The 24,106-nt window shown below is 35.7% G+C and carries 21 protein-coding genes; 11 read left to right on the top strand and 10 right to left on the bottom strand.

Annotation, left to right across the window (positions count from 1 at the left end; genetic code table 11):
* From pilV to uvrA, 5 genes are all read right to left on the bottom strand, one after another.
* Entirely contained in the window at nucleotides 1-1,203 is a 1,203-nt protein-coding gene (pilV, locus tag ACXAGJ_RS03190; protein ID WP_474837046.1) for a shufflon system plasmid conjugative transfer pilus tip adhesin PilV, read from the bottom strand.
* 340 nt (nucleotides 1,204-1,543) lie between these two features.
* On the bottom strand, nucleotides 1,544-2,161 hold the full coding sequence (locus ACXAGJ_RS03185; RefSeq protein WP_474837044.1) for a hypothetical protein: 618 nt from the start codon (nucleotides 2,159-2,161) through the stop codon (nucleotides 1,544-1,546).
* A 117-nt stretch (nucleotides 2,162-2,278) separates the two neighbouring features.
* Complete coding sequence (locus ACXAGJ_RS03180; protein ID WP_474837042.1) at nucleotides 2,279-2,923, bottom strand: peroxiredoxin-like family protein; 645 nt, start codon at nucleotides 2,921-2,923, stop codon at nucleotides 2,279-2,281.
* Between the two features lie 69 nt (nucleotides 2,924-2,992).
* On the bottom strand, nucleotides 2,993-3,415 hold the full coding sequence (locus ACXAGJ_RS03175; protein ID WP_474837040.1) for a GNAT family N-acetyltransferase: 423 nt from the start codon (nucleotides 3,413-3,415) through the stop codon (nucleotides 2,993-2,995).
* Nucleotides 3,416-3,428: 13 nt separating this feature from the next.
* Nucleotides 3,429-6,209: an excinuclease ABC subunit UvrA gene (gene uvrA / locus ACXAGJ_RS03170; protein WP_474837038.1), complete on the bottom strand. Its 2,781-nt coding sequence runs from the start codon at nucleotides 6,207-6,209 to the stop codon at nucleotides 3,429-3,431.
* Nucleotides 6,210-6,449: 240 nt separating this feature from the next.
* On the opposite strand from uvrA, the gene ACXAGJ_RS03165 reads away from it, so the two are divergent.
* The gene (locus tag ACXAGJ_RS03165; protein WP_073314125.1) at nucleotides 6,450-7,034 is read left to right on the top strand and encodes an RNA polymerase sigma factor; all 585 of its coding nucleotides are present in this window, start codon (nucleotides 6,450-6,452) and stop codon (nucleotides 7,032-7,034) included.
* A gap of 235 nt (nucleotides 7,035-7,269) precedes the next feature.
* Here ACXAGJ_RS03165 and ACXAGJ_RS03160 read toward each other — a convergent pair whose 3' ends face one another.
* Nucleotides 7,270-7,935, bottom strand: coding sequence for an endonuclease III domain-containing protein (locus tag ACXAGJ_RS03160; RefSeq protein WP_474837035.1), 666 nt, complete (start codon nucleotides 7,933-7,935; stop codon nucleotides 7,270-7,272).
* Nucleotides 7,936-8,091: 156 nt separating this feature from the next.
* Between ACXAGJ_RS03160 and bcp the strand changes: the two genes are divergently transcribed.
* Entirely contained in the window at nucleotides 8,092-8,541 is a 450-nt protein-coding gene (gene bcp, locus ACXAGJ_RS03155) for a thioredoxin-dependent thiol peroxidase (RefSeq protein WP_073314121.1), read from the top strand.
* A gap of 50 nt (nucleotides 8,542-8,591) precedes the next feature.
* Here bcp and ACXAGJ_RS03150 read toward each other — a convergent pair whose 3' ends face one another.
* Nucleotides 8,592-10,043: a TonB-dependent receptor gene (locus tag ACXAGJ_RS03150; RefSeq protein ID WP_474837033.1), complete on the bottom strand. Its 1,452-nt coding sequence runs from the start codon at nucleotides 10,041-10,043 to the stop codon at nucleotides 8,592-8,594.
* Nucleotides 10,044-10,209: 166 nt separating this feature from the next.
* Between ACXAGJ_RS03150 and ACXAGJ_RS03145 the strand changes: the two genes are divergently transcribed.
* The 3 genes from ACXAGJ_RS03145 (at nucleotide 10,210) to ACXAGJ_RS03135 (ending at nucleotide 12,422) form a co-directional block, all read left to right on the top strand.
* The gene (locus ACXAGJ_RS03145; protein ID WP_474837031.1) at nucleotides 10,210-10,971 is read left to right on the top strand and encodes an MBL fold metallo-hydrolase; all 762 of its coding nucleotides are present in this window, start codon (nucleotides 10,210-10,212) and stop codon (nucleotides 10,969-10,971) included.
* 1 nt (nucleotide 10,972) lies between these two features.
* Nucleotides 10,973-11,482, top strand: a complete 510-nt coding sequence (locus tag ACXAGJ_RS03140; RefSeq protein WP_474837029.1) for a hypothetical protein — start codon at nucleotides 10,973-10,975, stop codon at nucleotides 11,480-11,482.
* A 136-nt stretch (nucleotides 11,483-11,618) separates the two neighbouring features.
* Complete coding sequence (locus tag ACXAGJ_RS03135) at nucleotides 11,619-12,422, top strand: type 1 glutamine amidotransferase domain-containing protein (RefSeq protein WP_474837027.1); 804 nt, start codon at nucleotides 11,619-11,621, stop codon at nucleotides 12,420-12,422.
* A 79-nt stretch (nucleotides 12,423-12,501) separates the two neighbouring features.
* On the opposite strand, the gene ACXAGJ_RS03130 is transcribed toward ACXAGJ_RS03135, so the two are convergent.
* Nucleotides 12,502-15,372 (bottom strand): esterase-like activity of phytase family protein, encoded by a 2,871-nt coding sequence (locus tag ACXAGJ_RS03130; RefSeq protein WP_474837025.1) that lies wholly within the window; start codon nucleotides 15,370-15,372, stop codon nucleotides 12,502-12,504.
* A 306-nt stretch (nucleotides 15,373-15,678) separates the two neighbouring features.
* Here ACXAGJ_RS03130 and ACXAGJ_RS03125 point away from each other — a divergent pair, with 306 nt between their 5' ends.
* From ACXAGJ_RS03125 to ACXAGJ_RS03115, 3 genes are all read left to right on the top strand, one after another.
* Nucleotides 15,679-18,072 (top strand): glycoside hydrolase family 31 protein, encoded by a 2,394-nt coding sequence (locus ACXAGJ_RS03125; RefSeq protein WP_474837023.1) that lies wholly within the window; start codon nucleotides 15,679-15,681, stop codon nucleotides 18,070-18,072.
* 154 nt (nucleotides 18,073-18,226) lie between these two features.
* Nucleotides 18,227-18,817, top strand: coding sequence for a YdeI/OmpD-associated family protein (locus ACXAGJ_RS03120; protein ID WP_474837021.1), 591 nt, complete (start codon nucleotides 18,227-18,229; stop codon nucleotides 18,815-18,817).
* 396 nt (nucleotides 18,818-19,213) lie between these two features.
* On the top strand, nucleotides 19,214-19,996 hold the full coding sequence (locus ACXAGJ_RS03115; RefSeq protein ID WP_474837019.1) for a hypothetical protein: 783 nt from the start codon (nucleotides 19,214-19,216) through the stop codon (nucleotides 19,994-19,996).
* A gap of 71 nt (nucleotides 19,997-20,067) precedes the next feature.
* Here ACXAGJ_RS03115 and ACXAGJ_RS03110 read toward each other — a convergent pair whose 3' ends face one another.
* Nucleotides 20,068-20,727: an alpha/beta hydrolase gene (locus ACXAGJ_RS03110; protein WP_474837017.1), complete on the bottom strand. Its 660-nt coding sequence runs from the start codon at nucleotides 20,725-20,727 to the stop codon at nucleotides 20,068-20,070.
* Nucleotides 20,728-21,053: 326 nt separating this feature from the next.
* On the opposite strand from ACXAGJ_RS03110, the gene ACXAGJ_RS03105 reads away from it, so the two are divergent.
* The 3 genes from ACXAGJ_RS03105 (at nucleotide 21,054) to ACXAGJ_RS03095 (ending at nucleotide 23,710) form a co-directional block, all read left to right on the top strand.
* Nucleotides 21,054-21,413 (top strand): hypothetical protein, encoded by a 360-nt coding sequence (locus ACXAGJ_RS03105; protein ID WP_474837015.1) that lies wholly within the window; start codon nucleotides 21,054-21,056, stop codon nucleotides 21,411-21,413.
* Between the two features lie 36 nt (nucleotides 21,414-21,449).
* Complete coding sequence (locus ACXAGJ_RS03100; RefSeq protein WP_474837013.1) at nucleotides 21,450-22,319, top strand: type IV pili methyl-accepting chemotaxis transducer N-terminal domain-containing protein; 870 nt, start codon at nucleotides 21,450-21,452, stop codon at nucleotides 22,317-22,319.
* Nucleotides 22,320-22,402: 83 nt separating this feature from the next.
* Entirely contained in the window at nucleotides 22,403-23,710 is a 1,308-nt protein-coding gene (locus tag ACXAGJ_RS03095; protein ID WP_474837011.1) for an alginate export family protein, read from the top strand.
* A 51-nt stretch (nucleotides 23,711-23,761) separates the two neighbouring features.
* Here ACXAGJ_RS03095 and ACXAGJ_RS03090 read toward each other — a convergent pair whose 3' ends face one another.
* Entirely contained in the window at nucleotides 23,762-24,091 is a 330-nt protein-coding gene (locus tag ACXAGJ_RS03090; RefSeq protein ID WP_073314097.1) for a DUF4870 domain-containing protein, read from the bottom strand.
* Nucleotides 24,092-24,106 lie beyond the last annotated feature (15 nt).

Below are 24,106 nucleotides of genomic sequence, written 5' to 3'. Positions count from 1 at the left end.
TTAGTTGTTGATTTGTTGTTGTAGTATTTTTAGTGTTTCCTCTAATCTTTGAATTTTTGAGTTTTGCTGTTCCAAAGTGTTGATCTTTTGATGTAAGGCTTTAATTTCCTTTTCCTGATCGATAGTGTATAGGGTCAACTCTTCAATTTTTTCCAAAAGAAGTTTGTTCATCTCTCCTAGCTTCACACCGTTTTTTTCAATTTCTTTGGCAGATGGAATGTTTTGTAAATGTCCATTTTCTTTGATGTGTTGTTCGACTTGGGATAGAGTAGGGAGTTGGTACTCGTCTTCGAAGACATAATCAGGCCATCCAACCAAATCTACTTTTACTTCTTTGGTATGAATATTCCCGTTTACAGCTAGTTTAGCATCAGGATTGGTTGTACCTATCCCCAAATACCCATTACTTTTTAGAAGCATATGAGTTTGGTTGTAAGCTCCATTGGCTGAGAATGCGATTCCGCCACTTGCAGGATGTTTGATAGCAGCGTTGCTATAACCAGCTCTGTGAAATGACAACACCACTTCTCCCTGATCACTATTTTGTAACTCTAAAGTATGGCTACCCGTTTGCCAGTGATTTGAAGTAGGAACACCTATATCGGCAGTAATCGTGGTGGTTCCGTTTACATGTAGGGTTTCATCTGGTGATGTGGTGCGTATTCCTACTTTTCCAGCGGTGTTTACGACAAATCGATTCCCTGAAGGTCCTACTTGTAGCGTTCCATCGGTTCGCATAGCACCAGTGTTGTGGTAAAAGTTTTTGTTTCCATAAGTTCGAATCCAGGAATTATCGGTCATGACAAAACCTCCTCCAAAATCTTGAAAGAAAATTCCTTTTGATCCTTTCACTCGTAACCATCCTCCATCGACATAGGTTTCCCCTTTTACATGTAGCTTACCCGCAGGTGCAGAAGTACCGATACCCACATTTCCGCCATTTAGGTTCAAAAATGTATTTCCTTTACTGTAGTGGTTTAAGTAGGTAGCGTTACCATCCTTCGAATCTAGATGCAGATTTCCATTGGTAGCTACCACAGAGGCTTTCGTAGTACCTCGACCGTTACCGCCAACCTTCAGATATTCTCCCCAAGTTGTATTTGGGCCATAAAGGTGATATCCATCTCCGGTGATTGGTATTGATTGAGCATGTACAAAAGATGTAGCAAGAAGTGCGAAAAAGATAAATGCTGTTTTTTTCATAATAATACTATTGATATTGAAGAGTGAATGGTTATTTATAGTAGCGTTCCTCTATTTTGAAAATAGTACCATGGGAGATCAACTTTTTTTCAGAAGCCGATAAAGAAGAGTAGATAGCACTAGTATTATCAACGTTAAAAGGAGATGTTTTTATAATAGGATTTTTGTTGTTAAACTGAGTTTTAGTCAAAAACGACAAAAGCTCCGCGTTTTGCAGAGCTTTTGTTGTATTCTAAATTTAATTTTGATAGACTTCAAAACTTACATCAATAGAAAATCCCGCTACCTGAAGAATATGGTGACGGGATTTTCAACAACTAACCAACAACTAATCTATATTTTAATCATCATCGTCATCATCATACCTTTTTTTACGTTTTCTGTTTTTATAGATATGATCATCATTGTGATGTCTATTTGTTCTATTTTGCTCGAAGTATGGAGATGGGGGAGCAGCACAATTCGTATAGTGTACAGTTCCATCAAAATATTTAATTCTACCGCGTTTGGTATAGAAAATATGTAGTCCTCCTACCTGATGTAACAGACCTCTTCTGTTATATCTCATTTGTACAGTTCCTACGCTACGCACTCGATTATATCGATCATAGAAAATGTGGTTTGAACCAACTCTTTTTAGTCTACCGTAATAATCGTATCGCACAGGTCTTCTATACGTATTGTGGTATCTTTGTGAACCAGGTGCACTTTGGATATTATTGTTCCATCCCCAATTCGTCTGACGTGTTCTGTTTCTATTCCTTAAGATTTTGAATTCGATTTCTCCTTCCGGATAGACAAAGAACTTTACACCACCTTCAACAAAGGTGATAGGTTGTGCGCGGTTATAGCGTTTTGCAACCCCATTCACATGGTGATCCGACAGTTGGTTTTCAGTCGCTTCAGCAGTTGTTCCTACTAGTAACAAAGCTGCCATAAAAAGTACCATTTTTTTCATAACTTAAATTGTTTTTGGGTTTATGCCTACTCATTAGCATTTCGGCTTCCGCTATTTGCTTAGTTGTATTTCAAATGGCGTGCCAAAAAATGATAAGTTATGAAAACAGAGGTCTAATTAATTGTTTTTCAAAAAGTTAATTATTTCTTCTGGATCAGCTCTTTCTTTGTAATCTTCTTTAATAAAATCATAAATGATAGTTCCATCCTGATCAATGACATAGGTTGCAGATATCGGCAACTGTTGATTTGTGTTTCCATTGCTTTTTACCAAATCGATTCCAAAACCATTGTAGATGTCGATAAGATCTTCGGGAAGTGTAAAGGCTAAATTGAATTTTTTAGCGATTTCATTATCTGTATCAGATAAGACTTCAAAACTCAAATTGTTTTTTTCTGAAGTTGTCAGAGAATTGTCAGGAGTTTCTGGACTAATCGCTACAAGGGTAGCGCCATATTTTTCGAATTCTGAAAGGGACTGTTGCAATGCTTGAAGTTCTAGATTACAATATGGACACCAACCTCCTCGATAGAAGGAAAGCACCACTTTTTTGTTCAATAATACTTCTTGTACCGAAACATTTTTGTTGGCTGCATTAGGTAATGTGATTTCCGGTATTTTATTTCCGGTTTTTAAAGCACTGTCTACTAGATTAGCATCTCTTAAGATCTGGATGCCATTATTCATGATAGTATGTGTAGTTTCTGGATATTTTTGTGCCGATTGATCTGCACGTTCTTTGAGTTGTGTGGTAAGTGACATAAATTTTTGTTTATCAGTTTAAAATCACTTAGCCGAAATTTTCAGTAGGACATTACAAGAAATGAAGGACTATTTAGACAATTTTTTTGAAAGATAAATTCGTTGATGACCTTCGGGAAAATTTGCTAATCTTCCAAATTCCTGATATCCATTTTTGAGATAAAATTGTTCTGCCTGAAAATCAAAAGTATCAAGAGAAGAGAGCGTAGCTCCCTGTATGATTGCTTCTTGTTCTGCTTTTTGTAATAGTTTGGTTCCCAGCCCTTGTTGTCTGTAATCCTCATGTACCCATAGAATTTTGATTTCTAAGCCTGCCCAGTATCCAATACCGGCCAAAATTCCTCCAATAACTTGATTCTCTTTGTTTTTTAAAACATAGTCTATTGGAATCCAATTTTCCTGTAGGACCGCCGGAACATGATTAAGGTTGTATTGATTAATGCCATCAACAATCTGCCGTGCTTCATCACGGGTACATGTGGTTATTTTCATAAAGTGTATTTGCTTACAGTTTTTCTTTGAGATACGTAGCAGTGTATGAATCTTTGTCTTTTGCCACTTCTTCAGGGGTACCTTGAGCGATTATAGTTCCTCCATTTTTACCACCGTCCAGACCTAAATCGATTACGTGATCCGCACATTTTACCAAGTCCAAATTATGCTCTATAACCAATATTGAATGCCCTTTTGCGATAAGTTCATTAAAAGATTTTAATAATTTTTTGATATCATGGAAGTGCAACCCCGTAGTCGGCTCATCAAAAATAAAGAGTGCTTTATCTTTTGTATTTCCTTTTACCAGAAAAGAGGCCAGTTTTATACGTTGTGCTTCTCCACCAGATAGGGTAGAAGAACTCTGTCCCAGTTGTACATACCCTAATCCTACATCTTGTAGAGGTTGTAGTTTTCTTTGTATTTTGGTTTGGTTGTGTTCTGTAAAGAAATCGATCGCATTGTCTATAGTCATCGATAAGATATCATGGATGTTTTTATCGTGAAAAGTAACTTCCAAAACATCTTTTTTAAATCTTTTTCCGCCGCAAGTCTCACATTCTAGATGAACATCGGCCATAAACTGCATTTCAATAGTTACTACGCCTTCACCTTTACAGGTTTCGCAACGACCACCATCTACATTAAATGAAAAGTGTTTCGATTTATAATTCCGAATTTTTGATAACTTTTGATCGGCAAATAAAGCCCTTATATCATCGTATGCTTTGATGTAAGTTACCGGATTAGAACGAGATGATCTTCCAATAGGGTTTTGATCAACAAATTCTACATGTTTGATATTGCTGAAATTTCCTTTGATCTCAGTAAACTCTCCGGCTTTTTCTCCATAACCTCCTAGCTGCTTTAATACAGATGGATAGATGATCTTTTTGACCAATGTGCTTTTTCCACTTCCTGAAACTCCTGTAATTGCTGTAAATACTCCTAAAGGTACTTTAACATCAATGTTTTTCAAATTATTTTCTCTGGCTCCAATAATTTCTACATAGTATTTTGATGTTCTTCGTTGCTCCGGAACTTCAATTTCCAGACCTCCATTGAGGTATTTTGCGGTTAGCGAATCTGCTTTCAAAATTTGATCATATGTGCCTGTAGCTACCACATTTCCTCCAAAAGTTCCTGCCTCAGGACCGATATCAATAATTTCGTCGGCTGCCTTCATGATATCCTCGTCGTGTTCTACCACGATAACAGTATTTCCCAAATCTCGTAAGGATTGCAATACCTTAATTAACTTTTCGGTATCTTTTGGATGTAATCCAATGCTGGGTTCATCCAAAATATACATCGATCCTACCAGACTACTACCCAAAGAGGTTGCCAAATTGATACGTTGAGATTCTCCACCAGAAAGGGTATTGGATTTACGATTTAGCGTAAGGTATTCAAGCCCAACATTCTGTAAAAAAGACAAGCGACTATTAATCTCTTTTAATAATCGTTTTGCAATTTTTGAATCGTATTCATTTAGTGTCAAGGTCTTAAAAAAATCAGCAAGCTCATTTAAAGGCATTTCTACCAAATCGGTAATGGTAACTCCTCCTACTTTTACATAACCTGCTTCTTTACGCAAACGTCGACCTTTACAGGTATTACATTTAGTTTTACCGCGATATCGGGATAGCATTACACGGTTTTGAATTTTGTAAGCTTTAGACTCTAACTCGCTAAAAAAACTATGAATACCTTCAAAATATTCATTACCATTCCACAATAGTTCTTTTTGCTCTTGAGACAATTCGAAATAGGGTTTATGAATTGGGAAATCAAATTTATAGGCACTATTGACCAACCGATCTTTATACCAACTCATGCTATCACCTTTCCATGGGAAAACCGCACCTTCATATACACTCAATGCTGTATTAGGAATCACCAGATCTTCATCGATACCAATTACATCTCCATAACCTTCACAATCTGGACAAGCTCCATATGGATTATTGAAGCTAAAAAGATGCACGTTTGGTTCCAAGAAAGTCATTCCGTCCAATTCGAACTTATTACTAAACTGGCGTTGTTGGTTATCCGCTAATCTTTCGATATAACAGGAGCCTTTACCTTCAAAAAAAGCAGAGTCTACCGCATCAGCCAAGCGATTAAAAAAATCCTCTTCATCTCTTTTTACAATTCTGTCTACTACCAAATAGATAGTGTCAGAATCCTTAACAGAGGCTTCATCTATTCGAAGTACTTTGTCATTTACTTTGATACGAGCATACCCTTGTTGTTGCAGCACTTTTAGTTTACCTTCTAATGTCCTTCCATTTTCTACTGCGATAGGTGCAAGGAGTAATAATTTTTCACCTTCTTCAAACGATTTTACATACTCTATGACATCGGTGACATTGTCCTTTTTAACTTCATTTCCAGAAATAGGAGAGTAGGTCTTACCGATTCTTGCAAAAAGTAATTTAAGATAATCATAAATCTCAGTGGTGGTTCCCACCGTTGATCTGGGATTGGTTGAGTTTACTTTTTGTTCTATGGCTATTGCAGGAGCTATACCTTTTATATATTCTACTTTGGGTTTGTTTAATCGCCCTAAGAACTGTCTTGCATACGAAGACAAACTCTCGACATAACGTCTTTGTCCTTCAGCATAGAGGGTGTCAAAAGCGAGACTAGATTTACCAGAACCCGATAGTCCTGTAATCACCACTAACTTGTTTCTAGGGATGATCGCATCTAAATCTTTTAGGTTGTGGAGCTTAGCCCCTTTAATGATAATATTCTCTTTAGGATCTAAGGTTGTAATGTCTTGAATCATAGCAAATATGCGGTAAGAGCGCAAAGATAATGATTACTTAAGAAGTACAATAACCAATTGATAATGAAAGTTTAGTTAAAAAAATTAACAGAAAATAGTTTGATTTTCGCTGAGAGTTATTATCTTAGCCCTCGTAATAACACCTAATTTAAAACAAAACTGCCTATAGCAAACCTTTACTTTTTAAGTTTAACATAGCCCGAGCCCCAAGCTTGTTGGTACTAAAATAAAGTAAACGGTATGAAGGATTACACCCTGACAGACGCAGTTTTGGTGAACAACTACATCAAAGGTGATGAAAGCGCTCTCTCGATTCTAATCGAACGTCATAAGCAAAGAATTTATAGTTTTATCTATTCTAAGGTATTTGATAGAGATGTTTCTGAAGATATTTTTCAGGATACTTTTATTAAAGTAATACGTACCTTAAAAAATGGAAAATATAACGAGGAAGGAAAATTTCTTCCTTGGGTAATGCGTATTGCTCACAATTTGGTGATCGATCACTTTAGAAAAGGAAATCGAATGCCAAAATTTGAAGATAATGGTGAGTTTAGCATTTTTTCTGTGATTAGTGATGGAGATTTAAATGCTGAAAGAAGAATCATTAAAGATCAAGTAGAAGAAGACTTACGTAACTTGATCCAGGAATTACCAGATGATCAAAAAGAAGTATTGATCATGCGTATGTACAGGGATATGAGTTTTAAAGAAATATCTGATAAAACTGGTGTGAGTATCAATACTGCCTTGGGAAGAATGAGATACGCGTTGATTAACCTTAGAAAGGTAATCGAGAAAAATAACATAGTTTTAACAAATTAGTAACTCTTTCATATAATAAAGTATAAGTTACGCCGTTATAATTTTAAATAACCCTAATTTAAGATTATAAAATATGGCGAAATTTTACTTTAAGTCTTCACACAAAGAGGAAAAACATTTAGTACCATCAAGAAGAACAATAGATTTTCTTCTGAATTACTCGAAATCATTGAAAGTTGTAGAATATAACAACTTCAAATTTGAAACGATTTTAAATTAAAACAAGAAAAGCCTGTCATTTGACAGGCTTTTTACTTTTATAGTATTCTTGTAAAACGGTTTTTCGACCGATAGTCTTGGTGATAATATCTTTTTCCAGATCCCAACCTCTTGCGGGAGAGTATTCACGACCGTACCATATGATTTGTAGATGAAGATCATTCCACAATTCTTTTGGAAATAGACGTTTGGCGTCCTTTTCGGTTTGCACCACATTTTTACCATTGGTAAAGCCCCATCGATACATCAAACGGTGAATATGAGTATCTACAGGAAAAGCTGGAACTCCAAATGCTTGTGACATGACCACACTAGCAGTTTTGTGCCCAACGGCTGGAAGTTCTTCCAGGGCTTCAAAACTTTGAGGGACCTCTCCGTTGTATTTGTCAATCAAAATCTGGGATAAACCGTGGATTCCTTTTGATTTCATGGGACTAAGCCCAACGGGTTTGATGATTTCACGAATTTCATCCACAGAAAGGCGCACCATAGCAAATGGATTATCGGCTCGATCAAAAAGCAAAGGTGTGATTTGATTAACTCGAACATCGGTACTTTGTGCGCTCATTAAAACTGCGATCAACAAAGTATAAGGATCTTTATGATCTAAAGGAATAGGTATTTTGGGATATAACTCTTGTAATGTTTTGATGGTAAAATCTACCTTTTCCTGTTTTGTCATTATCTCATAATTTTGAAGCTAAAATATTAAATTATAAAAGGAGTTATACGGTTCTTTGGAATTAAAGTTTTGATAAAAACATAGAAAAAAGTCATTTTTGTTATATTTTTACTCAGAAAGTTTAAACAAAATACAAATCATAAGATATCATCTACTATGACAACACTTAAAGCAGGGGATAAGGCCCCAAATTTTTCGGCCCTAGATCAGGATGGGAACACCATTTCTTTGGGAGATTATAAAGGGAAAAAACTAGTAGTTTTTTTCTATCCTAAAGCAAGTACTCCAGGTTGTACTGCAGAGGCTTGTAACTTAAAAGATAATTACCAGACTTTCCAGGCTCAAGGCTATGATATTTTGGGAGTAAGCGCTGATAGTGCTAAACGTCAGCAAAACTTTAAAAACAAGTACGAGTTACCTTATCCACTTCTAGCAGACGAGGATAAGCAAGTTATCGAAGCCTTTGAAGTCTGGGGACCTAAGAAATTTATGGGTAAAGAGTATGACGGTATTCATCGTACTACTTTTGTTATCGATGAGAATGGAGTCATATCAGAAGTTATCCAGAAAGTAAAAACAAAGGATCATGCAGCGCAAATCCTTTAAATAAAAAAGCACCATAGAAATGGTGCTTTTCTTTTATTGTTTCTTCAGCATTACTCTATGGTTTCTTCAATATTTTTATAACCAAAGAAGTTATTCGCTTTGATCATTTCAGGAATTAGATCTGGTAATTGATCTTCCCAGCCGGTTTCTCCATCTTGTATTTTTTGTAATACTTCTCTAGAGAAAATATCCATAATATCCGGATCGTAATCCGTAATGTCTTGTAGCTTACCGTTATACTTAAAGAACTTGTATAGTTCTTTCATTCGCGGATGCACTTTTAGATTATCACTAGTGGTGAAATCATCAGTCTTTTGATTATGCAATGGGTACAGGTACACTTTTAGATCCTTAAAGAATAATTTACCAAAGGCTTCCAAAATACCTCCACTAAGATGGCGATAATATTTCTCGTCAAAAATGTCCACAAGGTTGTTGACTCCCATAGCAAGTGCCATACGCTCTTTGGTGTAGTTAGAGAAATATTCAACTACTTTATAATACTCTTTGAAATTAGAAATCATTACGGTTTGTCCCAAAGAACAGAGTAACCTCGCTCTAGCCATAAAGTCTTCTTCATCGATTTCTCCTTCTGCTCTTAAGTTAGAGAGTGTTATTTCAAAAATAACAACTGTCTTGTCCTTATTCACCTTGTTTTCATTCAGAAACATATTTAATGACGTCTTGTAAATATCCATATTTACTTTGGTCACAGGTCTAAAACTTCCTCGAAGGGCAAGAATATTTTTCTTGTATAGAATAGCTGCTGGTAGTACATTGTTCCCATCAGGGCCAAACATTACGGCTTCTGTCATTCCATTTTTAACCAGTTGCAAACTCATCAAGCGATTATCTACTTTGGTAAATCGTGGTCCCGAAAAATTGATAGTATCTATTTCTATTTGATCTTTATCTAAGTGATCATATAGGTATCGTAATAATTTTTTTGGATTGTCATACTTATAGTAGGCACCATAAATCAGGTTTACACCAAGAATACCTAAGGTAATCTGTTGCAATCTAGCATCGTTTTCATGAAAACGAATGTGTAAAATGATCTCATTATAATCTTCGTCCGGTTTGGTTTGATATCTAATACCAACCCATCCGTGGCCCTTATACTTTTTTGCAAAGTCGATAGTGGCAACCGTATTGGCGTAACTAAAAAATAACTTATTCGGATGTTTTTCTCTAGTTATTCTTTGTTCTATAAGTTTTACCTCGTGCTTAAGCATTTTCTTTAGCCTGGCTTCGGTTACGTAGCGTTTGTCATTTTCAATACCGTAGATAGCATCACTAAAATCCTTGTCATAAGCACTCATAGCTTTGGCTATCGTTCCAGACGCTCCACCAGCTCTAAAAAAATTCCTTACAGTTTCTTGTCCTGCACCAATTTCAGCAAAAGTACCGTAGATATTCTGGTTCAAATTGATACGTAACGCTTTGCTCTTTATAGAGGGGACAGATTCGAACTCTTTGTCTCCCATGATCGTGATAGGCATAGTAAAAAGGGCTTTTTTTGTTTAATGTAAAGGTAACAATCCCTTCAATATTAAAAAAACTATAACCAAAATTTCTGCACTTTAGAGTCGGGTTGAAATATAATTAGCCAATTAGGTCCGTTTTTGACCAAAAAATATAATTACATTTGCTCTTATAATTGGCACTATGGAGATCACTTTTCTTGGTACTGGCACTTCACAGGGAATTCCAATAATAGGAAGCACACATCCCGTCTGTTTAAGTAATGACCCAAAGGATAAACGTCTTCGTGTTTCGGTTTTGATTTCATGGGATTCTTATACTTATGTAATTGACTGTGGCCCGGATTTTAGACAACAAATGTTGACTAATAATGTTTCGCATATTGATGGTATTCTTTTTACCCACGAGCATGCTGATCACACTATGGGATTAGATGATATTCGACCTTTTTTCTTTCGACAAGGGGATATCCCTATTTACGCACATCAAAGAGTGATGTCCTCATTAAAAAAGCGGTTTGATTACATTTTTACTTCAGAAAATAAATATCCTGGAGCTCCAAGCGTTATTGAAAATGAATTGGTAAACGAACCTTTTCACCTGAATAGTCTACAGGTGGTTCCTATTAATTTGATGCATAATCGTTTGCAGGTATTCGGTTTTAGATTCAAAGACTTTGCTTATCTTACTGATGTAAAGACCGTAGAACAAGAAGAACGCGAAAAATTAAAAGGGGTAAAGGTGCTTGTAGTAAATGCACTGCGTATTGAGCCTCATCCTTCTCATTTTAACCTAGAAGAAGCGATAGCATTTATTGAAGATATACAACCCGAAAAAGCATATCTGACTCACATTAGTCATCTGTTAGGATTTCATGAAGAAGTGCAACAACAATTACCAGAAAATATATTTTTAGCCTACGATAATTTAAAAATTACCATTTGATATGAAGAGTAAAATATTTATGTATTTGTTCATTTTTACCGCTTTGTTTGTTCTCTTTCAGTTTATGAATGCTAAGAAAGCCAAAGAATCCTATGATGCAAAGATTGCAAATCTGGAAGAAGAGTTACAAACACAGAAGACGGAGAAAACGGCGGTTATTGACTCTTTGGTAGATGCGAATCTGGATTTGACGTATTTCCGTTTGGATAGTGATGAAGAGGCGATTGCTTACTTTGAAGAACAAGGATATGATGCAAAAAAATTAGAACTGACCATAATCGATCAAATTATAGGTCAGAACAAAGCTGATAAGGATAATCCAATAGTTCCTTTTGTAGGGATGGAAGGTAAAATGGCAATCAACAAAGTTCGATTACTAAATCACAAATGGATCATCGCTGATTTTACAGATGGAGTATATTGGGGACAGTTGTTTATTATCTACGATGTTAGAGAAGATGGAGTAGTGGATTTTGAAGTGCAAAAGTCTTTTCTGTACCCAAGAAGCTAATAGGACTATTAGCCTATTTTTCTTTCGAGAATAACAAGTCTTAAGAAATTTTAAATCGAGAAAAATTACCATAGATCAATTTTTTTCGTTTGGTGCTGGTTTAATTTTGCAAATGATAATCAAAAGATAAAAAATCATGAAAAAATTAGCCCTAGTGCTTACCATAGTTGCATTTTCTTCTTGTGGAAATGAAAATGGAACCAAAAAAACAACAGATAAAACTGAAGAAGCTACAGAAGAGAAGAATACTACTGAAGCCCCAAAGAAAATTCTATTTGTACTTACCAGCCACTCAGAACTTGGAGATACTGGTGTAAAAACTGGATTTTGGGTAGAAGAATTTGCGACCCCGTATTATATTTTAAAAGATAAAGGGTATGACATTACTCTTGCTTCTCCAAAAGGAGGACAACCTCCTATAGATCCTAAAAGTGAACTTCCGGATTTTCAAACGGCTTCTACAAAGCGTTTTAGTACTGATGAGGATGCCAAAAAACTGTTGGCTAGCACCTTGGTGTTAAGTGAAATGAACCAGAACGATTTCGACGCGATATTTTATCCTGGTGGTCATGGTCCTTTATGGGATCTGTCTGAAGACCAAAACTCGATCAAGTTGATCGAAGCGTTTTATGCAAATAACAAACCTGTTGCTGCAGTTTGTCATGCTCCGGCAGTATTTAAAAACACAAAGAATGCAGAAGGAGAGCCTTTGGTGAAAGGAAAGAAAGTAACAGGTTTTACGAATACTGAAGAGGCAGCGGTAGAATTAACCGAAGTAGTTCCATTTTTGGTAGAAGATATGCTTAAAGAAAACGGAGGGATTTATTCTAAAGTAGCAGATTGGAGTCCATATGCTTTGGAAGATGGTTTGTTGATTACTGGTCAAAATCCTGCATCCGCAGAATTGGTTGCTGAGTTGTTGACACAACAATTACAATAAAATAGATCAAAATAGAATAAGAAAAGCTGCCTTTCTAGGCAGCTTTTTGTGGTTAATATGGTTTTAAGTATTGGTTAATTTATCTCTTTAATAATTTCTTTTTGAACAGATTACCATCTACCTCGATTATAGCTATATAAAACCCTCTGGATAGTTCGGCACCATTTTCTGATCTTCCGTTCCAGATAAAATCTGAGTTTTCTTGACTATTTTGATGATCAGCAACAGTTTTGACCAAGTTTCCGGAGATATCATATACTTTGATAGTCACAGTACTGTTTTCGTTAGCTACATTTGCAAAAGTAACCAAGTTATCAAATGTATTTGGATACACCTTTATAGTATTTTGAGTTACCTTATCAGGTCGAGAAGAGCGCCAAGGTCTTCCCAGAGGCTGATCCAACCATACTAATATAAACTCGTTATCATCTGGTAATCCTGTCCCTACATGACGACCTATACTAAATGGGTAATTATTATCATTAAGGACTCCAATCAGGAAAGGATTAAATACTACTACACTTTCGATAGTTACAAAAGGGAAAGCGAAATCTCTTCCGATACCAACATCTCCTTCAAGACCAGGTAGTGATAATCTACGAATATCATTAATGTCTAATAGATTTACATTAAGTCTTTTTTGTGCCAACTCTTCATCTTGGTCAATTTGTACTTCATAAATGGCTTTGAATCCATTAAGATCACCTTGAGAACCGTCTCTTTCGATAATAAGCCCTCTGTTGTTGCTAAACATAACAAAATCTCCAATTGCAGAAGCTCTTTCATCTAGTGGATACTGAAATTGTTTACCAGTATAAGTTTTACTACTTAAATCAAATTCATGGATTAATAAGTTGTTGTTTTCTGATCCAACTAGGGTTTTTTCTAATAATGGTAATAACTTTTGACCATCTGTGGTTAAAGCCATTCCTTCAAAACCACCGCTACCTTTAACACGGATGGGATTAGTAAGTTGTGTGCTTCTGTATGGCCAGTATAGACCTGCCAACCAAGGGGTATTTTGTCCGTTTTGATCTTGTAAATTTGTACCGTCTCCAGCGGTACCTACTTTTGGGAAATCCCCTAGCAAACACACTGTACGTATTTCTGGATACAATTTGTGTGAAATCAATAAGGTTCTAAAATCAAAGCTCTGGATATCTGCACGATCTTCAAGATTGTTAGCTACGATCACGTCGGCAACCGCTTTGGTGAAGGTTTCAGGATCTACAGTTCTTTCTGCGAATACATCTCCACGATCATCAGTATCGGTTCTTGGATTAATTTTGGTTTCTATGTTAAAACGAACCTTAGAAGCGTTCTTCCAACGTTGCTCTGCTTCGGGATCTGATGCTCCGGGTCCGTTCTTATAGTATTCGATATAAAACTCAACAAAATCAAACATTTGTTGAAGAGAAGGCATGATATAAGGATCGATAAAACCGTTTTGATCCGCAAAGGCAACCGATACAGGAGAAAGTGCAAGATCGTTGGTTTGCGCTGGTCTTCCTGATAGAATTTTATCAGCGATAAAAGTGGTCTGGATTTCATTCAAGGTAAGGTCTTTTACCAATACTTCGTCTTCAAATTCATAAGGTGTTCCATCTGCCTTTCTGGTTTTCGCAGCTTCAATATGTGGATCGTGGTCCAACACTGGTACACCATCAAGCGTAATCCCGCAATCTGTTTCTAAAGTTGGCATCAAATAGTCTAGCGCCGCTTCCATTGAAGGGATTGTGTTTTCTGGCCTTAGGTTTCTCGCACCTCTATGACCTTGTGCGTCGAATAGAGTTACGTCGATGAGTCCATCTTCATCCATGAAATCGGCTTTTCCGTCATTGTCTTTATCAAAGCTTTGTACAGCTTCCAAAAGTAAATCGGGTCGATCAGAGATGATTCCCTGTACACCCAGTTCCAAAAGTAGATTCATGTTCTCTAAATCATTCACGGTATACACCACTACATCATGACCGGCTCTGTTTAAAGAAGAAACATTGAACAATTCGCTAGACGCCTGTTGCAATCCTAAAGGAGGATTTGCTCTGCTTCCTACTACCGTGTTCGTATTTTGATCATCAAGCATAACAAACCAAGGAGACATTATCGGCGCTTTGCTTCCGTATGCTAGCGCATGTGATCGCATGGCATTCATCACTCTAAGAGCACTAAATTCTTCATTAAAAGGAGTCTGTGGTGCGCGAAGTTCTTTTCCCGGATTATCAAAATCAGGAAGCGCAAAAGGAGGATCTAATAACACCCCGTTGCGATCGAAGTGCAGTAGGAAAGGACCAAATTCGTCGCCAATCCAATAATCACCATTAGCGGTTCTCTGAATGGATTCGATATCAAAATCTGCTCCAGTAAGTACTCTGGTATCAGAGAAATGGTTGACGATAGCAAAAGGAATAAGACCATTGGGGTCCTTCAGTTCAATAAAGTCTACAATATCTACGGTACCTTTTCCACCTCCTACAAAAGCCCTAAAGTTAGGCTGGATTTGATATAGACGAAGATTATAATCAGCAGAGTTTTCGATACTTCCAAATCCATTATCGGATAGCGCTGTGAAAGTACCGTCATAATTGTTTAATACAGAAGAGAAACCTTGAATGGGTTGTTTATTCAAAAAAGGAACTGGTTGTTGATTGATTAATCCTGAACCGATGTACTGTCCTGAGGTGGGGCCTTCAGAAAAACTAGCAGCTGGTAGTACAGCCCTGGCTACCAAAATGTCTCCAAAGTTGAAAAAGGACCTACCAGTTCCTTTTGGGTAAATTTTCTTACTATAAAAATTATCTAGAGGGATATTAAAAGTTGATTTCTCTTCCTTTTCTGGAGAGGAGATAGGGGGCTGCTCTTGGGCCACTAATGATTGAGTGCATCCCAGGCATATAGTACTCGCAAGTACCATACGTTTAGCGGTAACGATGATTTGGTAATAACGTTTCATGATGTGTAATACGTTTTAGTTATATTGGTTAAAAACAACCTAAAATTACATGGATCGTATTACCGAAATGTTTTAAGTATTTAAAGAAATGTTTAGGAGAAGGTTAGCAATTTTACCATTTCGTAAGACTTACATTTTACCTAAAATTCTTACGCAAACGTTGTAGTGATCTTTTGTGATTTTTTAGGCGTTATTAGAAAAAGACTGAAGATTCAATAAATTTCGGCCCTTATAGTTAAGAGAAGTTTGATTGTTGCTGGATTCGGTTATATTTGATTTCTATTCGATTCAAGAAATATATCTATAATGAAGCTTTCGCATTTTTCTCTACTATTGGCCCTATCTTTTGGCGCAGTACTAACCTCTTGTAAAAAGACATATGACGGTCCTTATCAAGGTTTTAAAGATAAAGGGACCTATATAGAGGTGTATAAAGATAATGGTAAATACATCATTACTCCTTATTCAAACAAGATTGTAGAGACTTCTTTTATTCCCAAAGGAGAGTCGATTAATAAGGAGTCTCATGCTGTAGTCTTAGCTCCTAATATCAAAGCGAACATTAAAGAAACCAACGAGAATATTACGTATGCTACGGCTGGTTTAGTGGTCGAAATTACTAAAGAACCTTTTAAAATTTCGTATTCATATAAAGGAAAACCACTAATCGCAGAAGGGAAAGGATATATACAAACAGATTCTACAGAAATTCTGGATTTTACATTAGATAAAGATGAAGTGATTTATGGAACAGGGTCTCGTGCAGTGGGAATGAATAGAAGAGGGAAGCGTTTGCAGTTATATAATAGGGCACATTATGGATATGAAAACTATTCAGAGTTAATGAATTTTAATATGCCTTTAGTACAGTCCTCAAAAGTATATGCGGTACATTTTGATAATGCACCTATAGGGTTTTTGGATATTGACAGTAAAAAAGACAATACGTTACAATACGAAACTATAAGTGGAAGAAAGACATATCAGGTAATCGCGGGTGAAGATTGGAAAGATATGATGCATGCATACACAGATTTGACAGGTAAGCAACCACTACCACCAAGATGGGCGTTTGGTAATTTTGCTAGCCGTTTTGGATATCACTCCGAAAAAGAAACGATTACCACAGTGGATAGATTTAAAAAGGATAGTATTCCTTTGGATGCAGTCATTTTGGATATTTATTGGTTTGGAAAAGAGATCAAAGGGCATATGGGGAATTTGGAATTTTTAAAAGATTCATTCCCAAATCCTAAACAAATGATTAATGATTTTAGATCAAAAGGAGTAAAAACTGTTTTGATCACAGAGCCTTTTATATTATCCACCTCAAAAAAGTGGGAAGAAGCTGTAAAAGAAGGAGTTTTGGGGAAAGATTCTATAGGGAATCCTTATCGATATGATTTTTACTTCGGAAATACAGGAATTGTAGATATCTATGATCCTAAAGGAAAAGAATGGTTCTGGAATATCTATAAAGAGTATACTAAAGAATATGGTATTGCCGGATGGTGGGGAGATTTAGGTGAACCAGAAGTACATCCTTCAGATCTTCAACATGCTGCAGGAAGTGCCGATGAAGTTCATAATATATATGGACACGATTGGGCACGTTTGATACAGGAAGGATATCAAAAAGATTTTGCGGATCAAAGACCGTTTATTCTTATGCGTGCTGGGTATTCGGGATCTCAACGTTTTGGGATGATTCCTTGGTCTGGAGATGTAAACCGAAGCTGGGGAGGATTGCAACCGCAAACCGAAATAGCTTTGTCGATGGGTATGCAAGGATTAGGGTATATGCATTCCGACCTAGGAGGGTTTGCTGGAGGAGAAGTCTTCGATCCAGAATTATATACCCGTTGGTTACAGTATGGTGTGTTTCAACCTATTTTTAGACCCCATGCGCAAGAGCATATTGCACCCGAGCCTGTTTTTCATGATAAGAAAACCAAAGCTTTGGCAAAAAAGAGTGTAGAACTACGCTATAGTTTGCTACCTTACAACTATACCATAGCTTTTGATAATAATCAGACTGGAATCCCATTGATGCGTCCTTTGTTTTTTGAGGATGATAACAAAGAATTTAGTGAATTGAGTTTCACCTATATGTGGGGAGATAACTTTTTGGTTTCCCCGGTAATCAAACCTGGTATTGCAGCGATGGATGTTCCTTTTCCCAAGGGAACGAACTGGTATGACTTTTTTACAGGTAAAAAGTATGAAGGAGGTAGCTATAAAACAGCAGAAGTAGTAGAAGACCATATTCCTGTTTTTGTAAAAGCGGGTGCATTTATCCCTATGGTTAAGCCTGTTCAGACTACAGAGCAATACAGCACCAAAAATCTAATTTTGCATTATTATCATGATGATTTGGTGAATAATGCAGAAGGCAAACTTTATGACGATGACGGAGTAACTCCTAATGCTTTTGAGAACGGGAAGTATGAACTTTTGAAATTCGAAAGTTCCTATTCTGGAAATAACCTAGGTATTGATTTTAAAGCAGAAAAGGGAACTGGATATACTTCAAGTGAAAGAAGTATTCATGTGATACTTCATAATATAGCTTCGAATCCAAAATCTATAACTTTGGATGGTACTTCAATAACGGGTGAATGGAATAGTGAGGATAAAACATTAAGTGTTGATGTACAATGGGATTCTTCAACCTCTAAAAGTTTGAAAGTGGCTCTCTAGTATTCAGTTTTGTCTTTTGAATTGACTTTGTCGGTATATTTGAAACCCCCCAGTTTAAAAACCCGTACATTTTATTTATATTGGTTAGATGATGTATGCTAAGGACATTTTAGGGGAATTTTAAATAACTATAATCCAAAAGAGCTCGCAAGTCATGGAAAAAAATAAATCAGTAGAGGAATTTATCTCAAAAAAAGATTCCTGGAAAAAAGAATTGGAATTGCTGAGATCTATCCTCTTAACAACAGAATTAGAAGAAACAGTAAAATGGGGGATGCCCGTGTATACCTTAAATAATAAGAATGTAGTAGGGATGGGGGCCTTTAAATCGTATGTAGGTATTTGGTTCTACAACGGAGTTTTTTTGCAAGACGATCAAAAGAAATTAATAAATGCTCAAGAAGGCAAGACAAAAGGTCTGCGACAATGGCGTTTTAGCACTATTGAAGAAATTGACCGTGAATTGGTATTACAATATGTGAAGGAAGCAATCCAAAATCAAAAAGATGGGAAAGAAGTGAAACCTAGCAAGACGAAAGAGATATCAATACCAGGAGCATTGGAAGAAGTGTTTGCTTCAAGTGAAACACTTAAAAAAGCGTTTGATAACCTACCTTCATATAAACAGAAAGAATATATAGAGTATATAGCTACTGCCAAACGGGAAGCCACTCGTATTTCACGTTTAGAAAAAATAACCCCAATGATACTTCAAGGAATTGGATTGAGTGATAAATACCGATAAGATATAGTTGGTTTGATGTTCTACTAATCTTTAGGATCTAAAACTTTTAATACTTCATTGATCAGTCTCCCTAATTTAGACTTTCTTATTTGTTAACAAAAATTTAATAGGAGGTATGGTATTTTATCAATTTCGTAATGGACTAAAAAAGTACCGATAAAAACGAGAGTTTTAGCAACAAAATTGATACGCGTAAACCATATTTTTGATGTTATTTTTAAGTTTAAATATCTGTTTTTTAGTTATTTAAAACTGTTTTAGTATAGAAAGTTAAGGAGGTATTAAACTTTTGAATTCTCTTTTTTTGAACGGCAAAACTCATAATTTTGTAGTGTGATATAGTTGTAGGATTTTTTTAACAATTGTGAAAAACTACTTCATCCAAAACCCCAAAATATGACAAAGTTAGAGCGCCACCGTATTAAAGTAATTGAAAAAGACTCCCTGCTAGAAGATCGATTTTATGCACTTTTCAAATCTTCGATTAGTGACCAGGTATCCCTAGATGATTTTAGAAAATTGTTTTCAAAGTGTTCGAAAATGGATTTGTATTTCATGAAGAAAAACAATTTGGATATAGGGGTAGCTTATTTTATGTACTGTAAGAATCCAGCAAATAAAAAAGATATATACATGCGCCTGGGATTTGGGATCATAAAAGAAGAACGTATGAGTTCTTATTTCCCTAAAGGCTTAATCATGAAGACGATGATTCGTGCAAAACTCTTAAATATATGGAAGAATGTATATATGGTCGGTATAACGATGAATCCTATTGTGTATTCGGCTACCTGTAAGTATTGGAAATACTCATATCCAAGTCCGGAAATGGAAAATACAGAAGCCATTACTGCAGTGAAAAAAAGAATTATAGAAAGGTTTCATTTAAATGAAGTAAGTACAGATGTTATTGGTGTTCCTTTTACCATTACTGAAGTAGAAGAGATCAAACAAAAACCTGAAATCCTAAGCAGTGAGAATGTATTTATCAAATATTTCAATGCTAAGATAAAACATAACGAATCTAACAAAGGACTACTAAGCATTGTGCCTATTGATTTTAAGAATTTGGCAATTGTTTTTATTCGAAAAACAAAAATGGATGTGATGAGATCTTTGTATTTGACACTTGAGCAGAAGATATTACCAGCGCTTAAGGAATATAGTCCGGCACGATAATAATTAAGAAATCATACAAAACACTCTTATTAAAAAAGACCTCTTACAGCAGTAGGAGGTCTTTGTATTTTTTATAAGTTTTTGATCAGCCAATCTTTAAACTGATAGAAGTTCTGGGGGGCAACACCATGTCCAACGGGAAACTCGTTTAGCGAGGTCTCTATCCCTAATTCTGCCAGGAAAGATGGAGCACGTTGTGCCCATACCAAAGGAATAACTTGGTCTACACTACCATGAGAACAGTAAATGTTAAGACCAGAAAAATCATTCTTTTCGTAGCCTTCTTTTAAAATGTCTTCATTAAGATACCCACTTAATGCAATCACATTTTTGATCTTGTCCGGATAGGAGAGTGCTACCGAATAGCTCAGTATGGTACCTTGACTAAAACCTAAAATGGTAACGTTTTCTTTGTCCAAATCATAAGCGTCGATTGCTTCGTCTATAAATGATGCAATTTTATCTCTAGATAGAATCGCTTGTTGGTCGTCGCTAAATTTCCCTTGGTTATCATCAAAATAGATTGCATACCATGCATTTCCGTAGGGTTGTAATTGATAAGGAGCTCTTACCGAAATAATGAAAAGTTCTTCTGGTAATTCTGATGAGAAAGAAAAAAGATCGTTTTCATCACTACCGTAACCATGAAACATAAATAGCACCGGAGTTTTGTCCTTTTTAATTGTAGGCGCTTTAATTATATGATGAAGGGAAAGTGTTTTTGTTGTCATCCTTTAAAATGTAAGGGTCAAAAATAATTTTTTTAAAATTGTTAAAGAAGCTTTTTGAAGTTTGTTTGACGAATTAGAATGAATATTTTAAATATTTGTTAATGTTTTTAGGGTTTCCTAGTGAACAAGTAGGTTAATATATTGATTTGTAGATGTTTAAATTAACAATACAAATGTTAATTTTTTGTTAAAAAACAGTAATTTTTTTGTGGTTTAACCGTAATATTAGTTAAATTGAAAAAGACACTATGGTATTTTTTTGCAATTTACTACCCAATCTGAAGCATAAAAATGTCAATTAAATAAGTAACTAAACCCAATTTCTTATGAAGAAAACTACCTACTTAATTGTACTGTTATTTTCTATGCAATTTGTTTTGGCGCAATCAGATAGTGACTACCAAAATGCCATTGCAATAGTTTCTGATGGATACAATTCTAACAATGCTCAAAAAATCTTTGATGCATTCTCAGCAGATTTACAATCGTCATTTACCTTAGACAAGGTAAAAACTTTTATTTCGAAAAATCAATCTACAAAAGGGACAATGGGGGAGTCTTCTTTTCTACTAGATGATAACGGAAGTAAGCGGTATTTAACTGAGTTTGAGAATGCATCATCTATTTTGGTCATTAAACTTACTGCTGATAATAAAATCAACCAGCTGGCGCTGGAGGAATATTAAGAAACTATTACCCAATTAACCTTTTATTTATACCCTATGAAAAACTATAATTTTACTTATAAGTTAAGAGCGTTCATACTCTTAATTGTGATACTAGTCACTACTAATGATATAAAATCCCAGAGTAGTAAATCTTTCGGAATGTTGACTTTTAATAAAGCCGTAAACATTTCTGGAAAACAAAGAATGTTAGGACAAAAAATTGCCAAGGCCTATCTTTATGCTTTAGAAAATCCAAGTGATACTAAGGCCAAAAGAGACCTACTTACCAGTAAATTGATATTTGAAAAGCAAAATAATATCCTACTACAAAATTCAGATTACAAAATAACCAAAGATCGACTTGCAAAGGTTGAAGAGTTATGGGCAGCATTTAAGAAAATGGTAGATGGAAAACCCAATTATGATAACGCCAAAAAGATTATTGAAGCTAATACAGATCTTTTAAAAGCGTCAAACAGTGTAGTTATGGCTGTGATCACCGAGTCTAAAGGTGCTAATAATAGTAATGATTCTTTATTAGAAGACGAAGGTTTAGGAGAAGAAGACGGTGAATTGAAAAAAATCATTAACCTTTCAGGAAGGCAAAGGATGTTAGCGCAACGATTAGCATTATACTACTTCGCCAATAATTCTACACTAAAGGATAAAAACAACGAGCAGATGCTCAAAAATGTATATAACGAATTAGACGGTGCTATAAGTATGTTATTGATATCAGAATTTAACAACTCTCGAATTGATGAAAAATTAGGAGTTGCTATGTCTAAGTGGGACCAGGTAAAATCGAATAAAGAAAAATTATTCAATCATACTATCAAGCCTGCAGATATGTACAGATTAAGTAATGAACTTACAAAGGCCTTTAACGATGTAACGACGCTTTATGAAAAAGTGAAATTATAATTTGAGGTTAATTAAGGAGAATGCGTATTAATTGTTTCTAACGTTAATACGTATTTTTTTGTTCCATTTTTTAAATTTTGATTATGAAAAATAAACTACTTATAGCGTTGTTGATAGTAGCGATTTCCTCTATTACAAACGCCCAAGAATTTAGTGTCGACGCAGATATCAGGCCTCGATTGGAATATTTAAATGGTTTTGGTACGTTAATTCCTGATGGTGTAGATGCCGGAACATTTGTACAACAACGTTCTAGATTAAAATTAGGCTACAAACAAGAAAAATTTTCTGCCTTTGTTAGTGTTCAAGATGTAAGTATCTGGGGAGATACTCCACAAATTTCACCTACCGATGGGAATGATAGCTTCTCATTGGCGCAAGCCTGGATTGATTTCAAATTCGGAAAAGGATGGTCTACCAAACTAGGAAGGCAAGCCTTGTCCTATGATGATCAACGAATCTTTGGAGGATTGGATTGGGCGATGCAAGGTCGATTCCATGACGCAGCCTTACTAAAATATGCTAATGATAAAGGGTTGAAACTAGATATAGGTCTTGCGTTTAACCAAAATGGTTTGAGAACACAAACCACCCTATTTGATCCTAATAATGGAGGAAATGCAAGAGCAGTATTCGATTATAAAGGAATGATCTATACCTGGTTGCATAAAGACTGGGAGAAATTCTCTGGAAGTTTATTAATTGCCAATAACTCTTACCAAAATCTAGATCCTAATGATGGACAAACACCTGTAGATGGCACGGTACGCAGACAAACCTTTGGTACGCATTTGGTAGCCAAACCTGCAAAAGGATTTTCTATTGCAGCCAATATTTATGGGCAAACAGGAGACTTTACCGAAGATATCGAGCTATCTGCTTACAATGCATTATTAGAACTTACCTATAAGCCAGGGAAAACATTATTTGGACTTGGATTTGAGACTTTAAGTGGAGATGAAAATGGAGGAACCGATGGAAAAATCGAATCCTTCTTCCCAATTTTTGGTACCAACCACAAGTTCAATGGGTATATGGATTACTTCTTTGTAGGGAATCATGCTAATAATGTAGGATTGAATGACCTCTACGGGAAAACAGTGATCAAAACCGGAGAAAAGTCAAGCCTTTTGATCAAAGCCCACTATTTTGCAGCTGCAGAAAGCCTGGGTGAAGGAATAGATGACTATCTGGGAACAGAAGTAGATCTGGTATACACTCAAAAAGTACTTCCTTTTGCTACTTTAAAGATAGGATACTCTCATATGTTTGCTTCGGATTCTATGGAAATCCTAAAAGGTGTAGCTGACCCAGCAAGTACACAAAACTGGGCATGGGCGATGCTAGTGGTAAAACCAAACTTATTAAAGTGGAGCCCTAAACAGGATTAAAGACGATACAATCATAAAAAAATGCGATCCATCTAGATCGCATTTTTTATATTATTTTATGAAGCCAAACCAATCTTGAAAGAAAGGCCCAAGTAATGGTACTGTTTTTTGTTCTTCTCTAATAGCTGTAATCAAACCAAAAAACCAAAGCACCATGATAAACACATAAAATGCAGTAGAAATTGGCCATGAATCAAAGATGGTAACCAAGGCTCCCAATACATAAAAGCTAATATTGACACCTAATGCTTGTCGAATATGGAAACTGGCAAATTGATTCTTATCATCATTATTCATGAAAAAGGCAATGATAGTACCAATGATAGTAATGTAAGCCACGATGGCTGCAGTTTTTCCTTGTTTGGCATAGTCTGATTCCATAATGATGTTTTTCGT

The organism is Aquimarina sp. AWH4_224 (assembly GCF_056160245.1).
This window is presented reverse-complemented; position numbering and strand designations above follow the sequence as displayed.

Excerpts from the sequence above, each read along its gene's own strand:
- pilV (WP_474837046.1), bottom strand. The coding sequence starts at position 1,203 with ATGAAAAAAACAGCATTTATCTTTTTCGCACTTCTTGCTACATCTTTT.
- ACXAGJ_RS03185 (WP_474837044.1), bottom strand. The coding sequence starts at position 2,161 with ATGAAAAAAATGGTACTTTTTATGGCAGCTTTGTTACTAGTAGGAACA.
- ACXAGJ_RS03180 (WP_474837042.1), bottom strand. The coding sequence starts at position 2,923 with ATGTCACTTACCACACAACTCAAAGAACGTGCAGATCAATCGGCACAA.
- ACXAGJ_RS03175 (WP_474837040.1), bottom strand. The coding sequence starts at position 3,415 with ATGAAAATAACCACATGTACCCGTGATGAAGCACGGCAGATTGTTGAT.
- uvrA (WP_474837038.1), bottom strand. The coding sequence starts at position 6,209 with ATGATTCAAGACATTACAACCTTAGATCCTAAAGAGAATATTATCATT.
- ACXAGJ_RS03165 (WP_073314125.1), top strand. The coding sequence starts at position 6,450 with ATGAAGGATTACACCCTGACAGACGCAGTTTTGGTGAACAACTACATC.
- ACXAGJ_RS03160 (WP_474837035.1), bottom strand. The coding sequence starts at position 7,935 with ATGACAAAACAGGAAAAGGTAGATTTTACCATCAAAACATTACAAGAG.
- bcp (WP_073314121.1), top strand. The coding sequence starts at position 8,092 with ATGACAACACTTAAAGCAGGGGATAAGGCCCCAAATTTTTCGGCCCTA.
- ACXAGJ_RS03150 (WP_474837033.1), bottom strand. The coding sequence starts at position 10,043 with ATGCCTATCACGATCATGGGAGACAAAGAGTTCGAATCTGTCCCCTCT.
- ACXAGJ_RS03145 (WP_474837031.1), top strand. The coding sequence starts at position 10,210 with ATGGAGATCACTTTTCTTGGTACTGGCACTTCACAGGGAATTCCAATA.
- ACXAGJ_RS03140 (WP_474837029.1), top strand. The coding sequence starts at position 10,973 with ATGAAGAGTAAAATATTTATGTATTTGTTCATTTTTACCGCTTTGTTT.
- ACXAGJ_RS03135 (WP_474837027.1), top strand. The coding sequence starts at position 11,619 with ATGAAAAAATTAGCCCTAGTGCTTACCATAGTTGCATTTTCTTCTTGT.
- ACXAGJ_RS03130 (WP_474837025.1), bottom strand. The coding sequence starts at position 15,372 with ATGAAACGTTATTACCAAATCATCGTTACCGCTAAACGTATGGTACTT.
- ACXAGJ_RS03125 (WP_474837023.1), top strand. The coding sequence starts at position 15,679 with ATGAAGCTTTCGCATTTTTCTCTACTATTGGCCCTATCTTTTGGCGCA.
- ACXAGJ_RS03120 (WP_474837021.1), top strand. The coding sequence starts at position 18,227 with ATGGAAAAAAATAAATCAGTAGAGGAATTTATCTCAAAAAAAGATTCC.
- ACXAGJ_RS03115 (WP_474837019.1), top strand. The coding sequence starts at position 19,214 with ATGACAAAGTTAGAGCGCCACCGTATTAAAGTAATTGAAAAAGACTCC.
- ACXAGJ_RS03110 (WP_474837017.1), bottom strand. The coding sequence starts at position 20,727 with ATGACAACAAAAACACTTTCCCTTCATCATATAATTAAAGCGCCTACA.
- ACXAGJ_RS03105 (WP_474837015.1), top strand. The coding sequence starts at position 21,054 with ATGAAGAAAACTACCTACTTAATTGTACTGTTATTTTCTATGCAATTT.
- ACXAGJ_RS03100 (WP_474837013.1), top strand. The coding sequence starts at position 21,450 with ATGAAAAACTATAATTTTACTTATAAGTTAAGAGCGTTCATACTCTTA.
- ACXAGJ_RS03095 (WP_474837011.1), top strand. The coding sequence starts at position 22,403 with ATGAAAAATAAACTACTTATAGCGTTGTTGATAGTAGCGATTTCCTCT.
- ACXAGJ_RS03090 (WP_073314097.1), bottom strand. The coding sequence starts at position 24,091 with ATGGAATCAGACTATGCCAAACAAGGAAAAACTGCAGCCATCGTGGCT.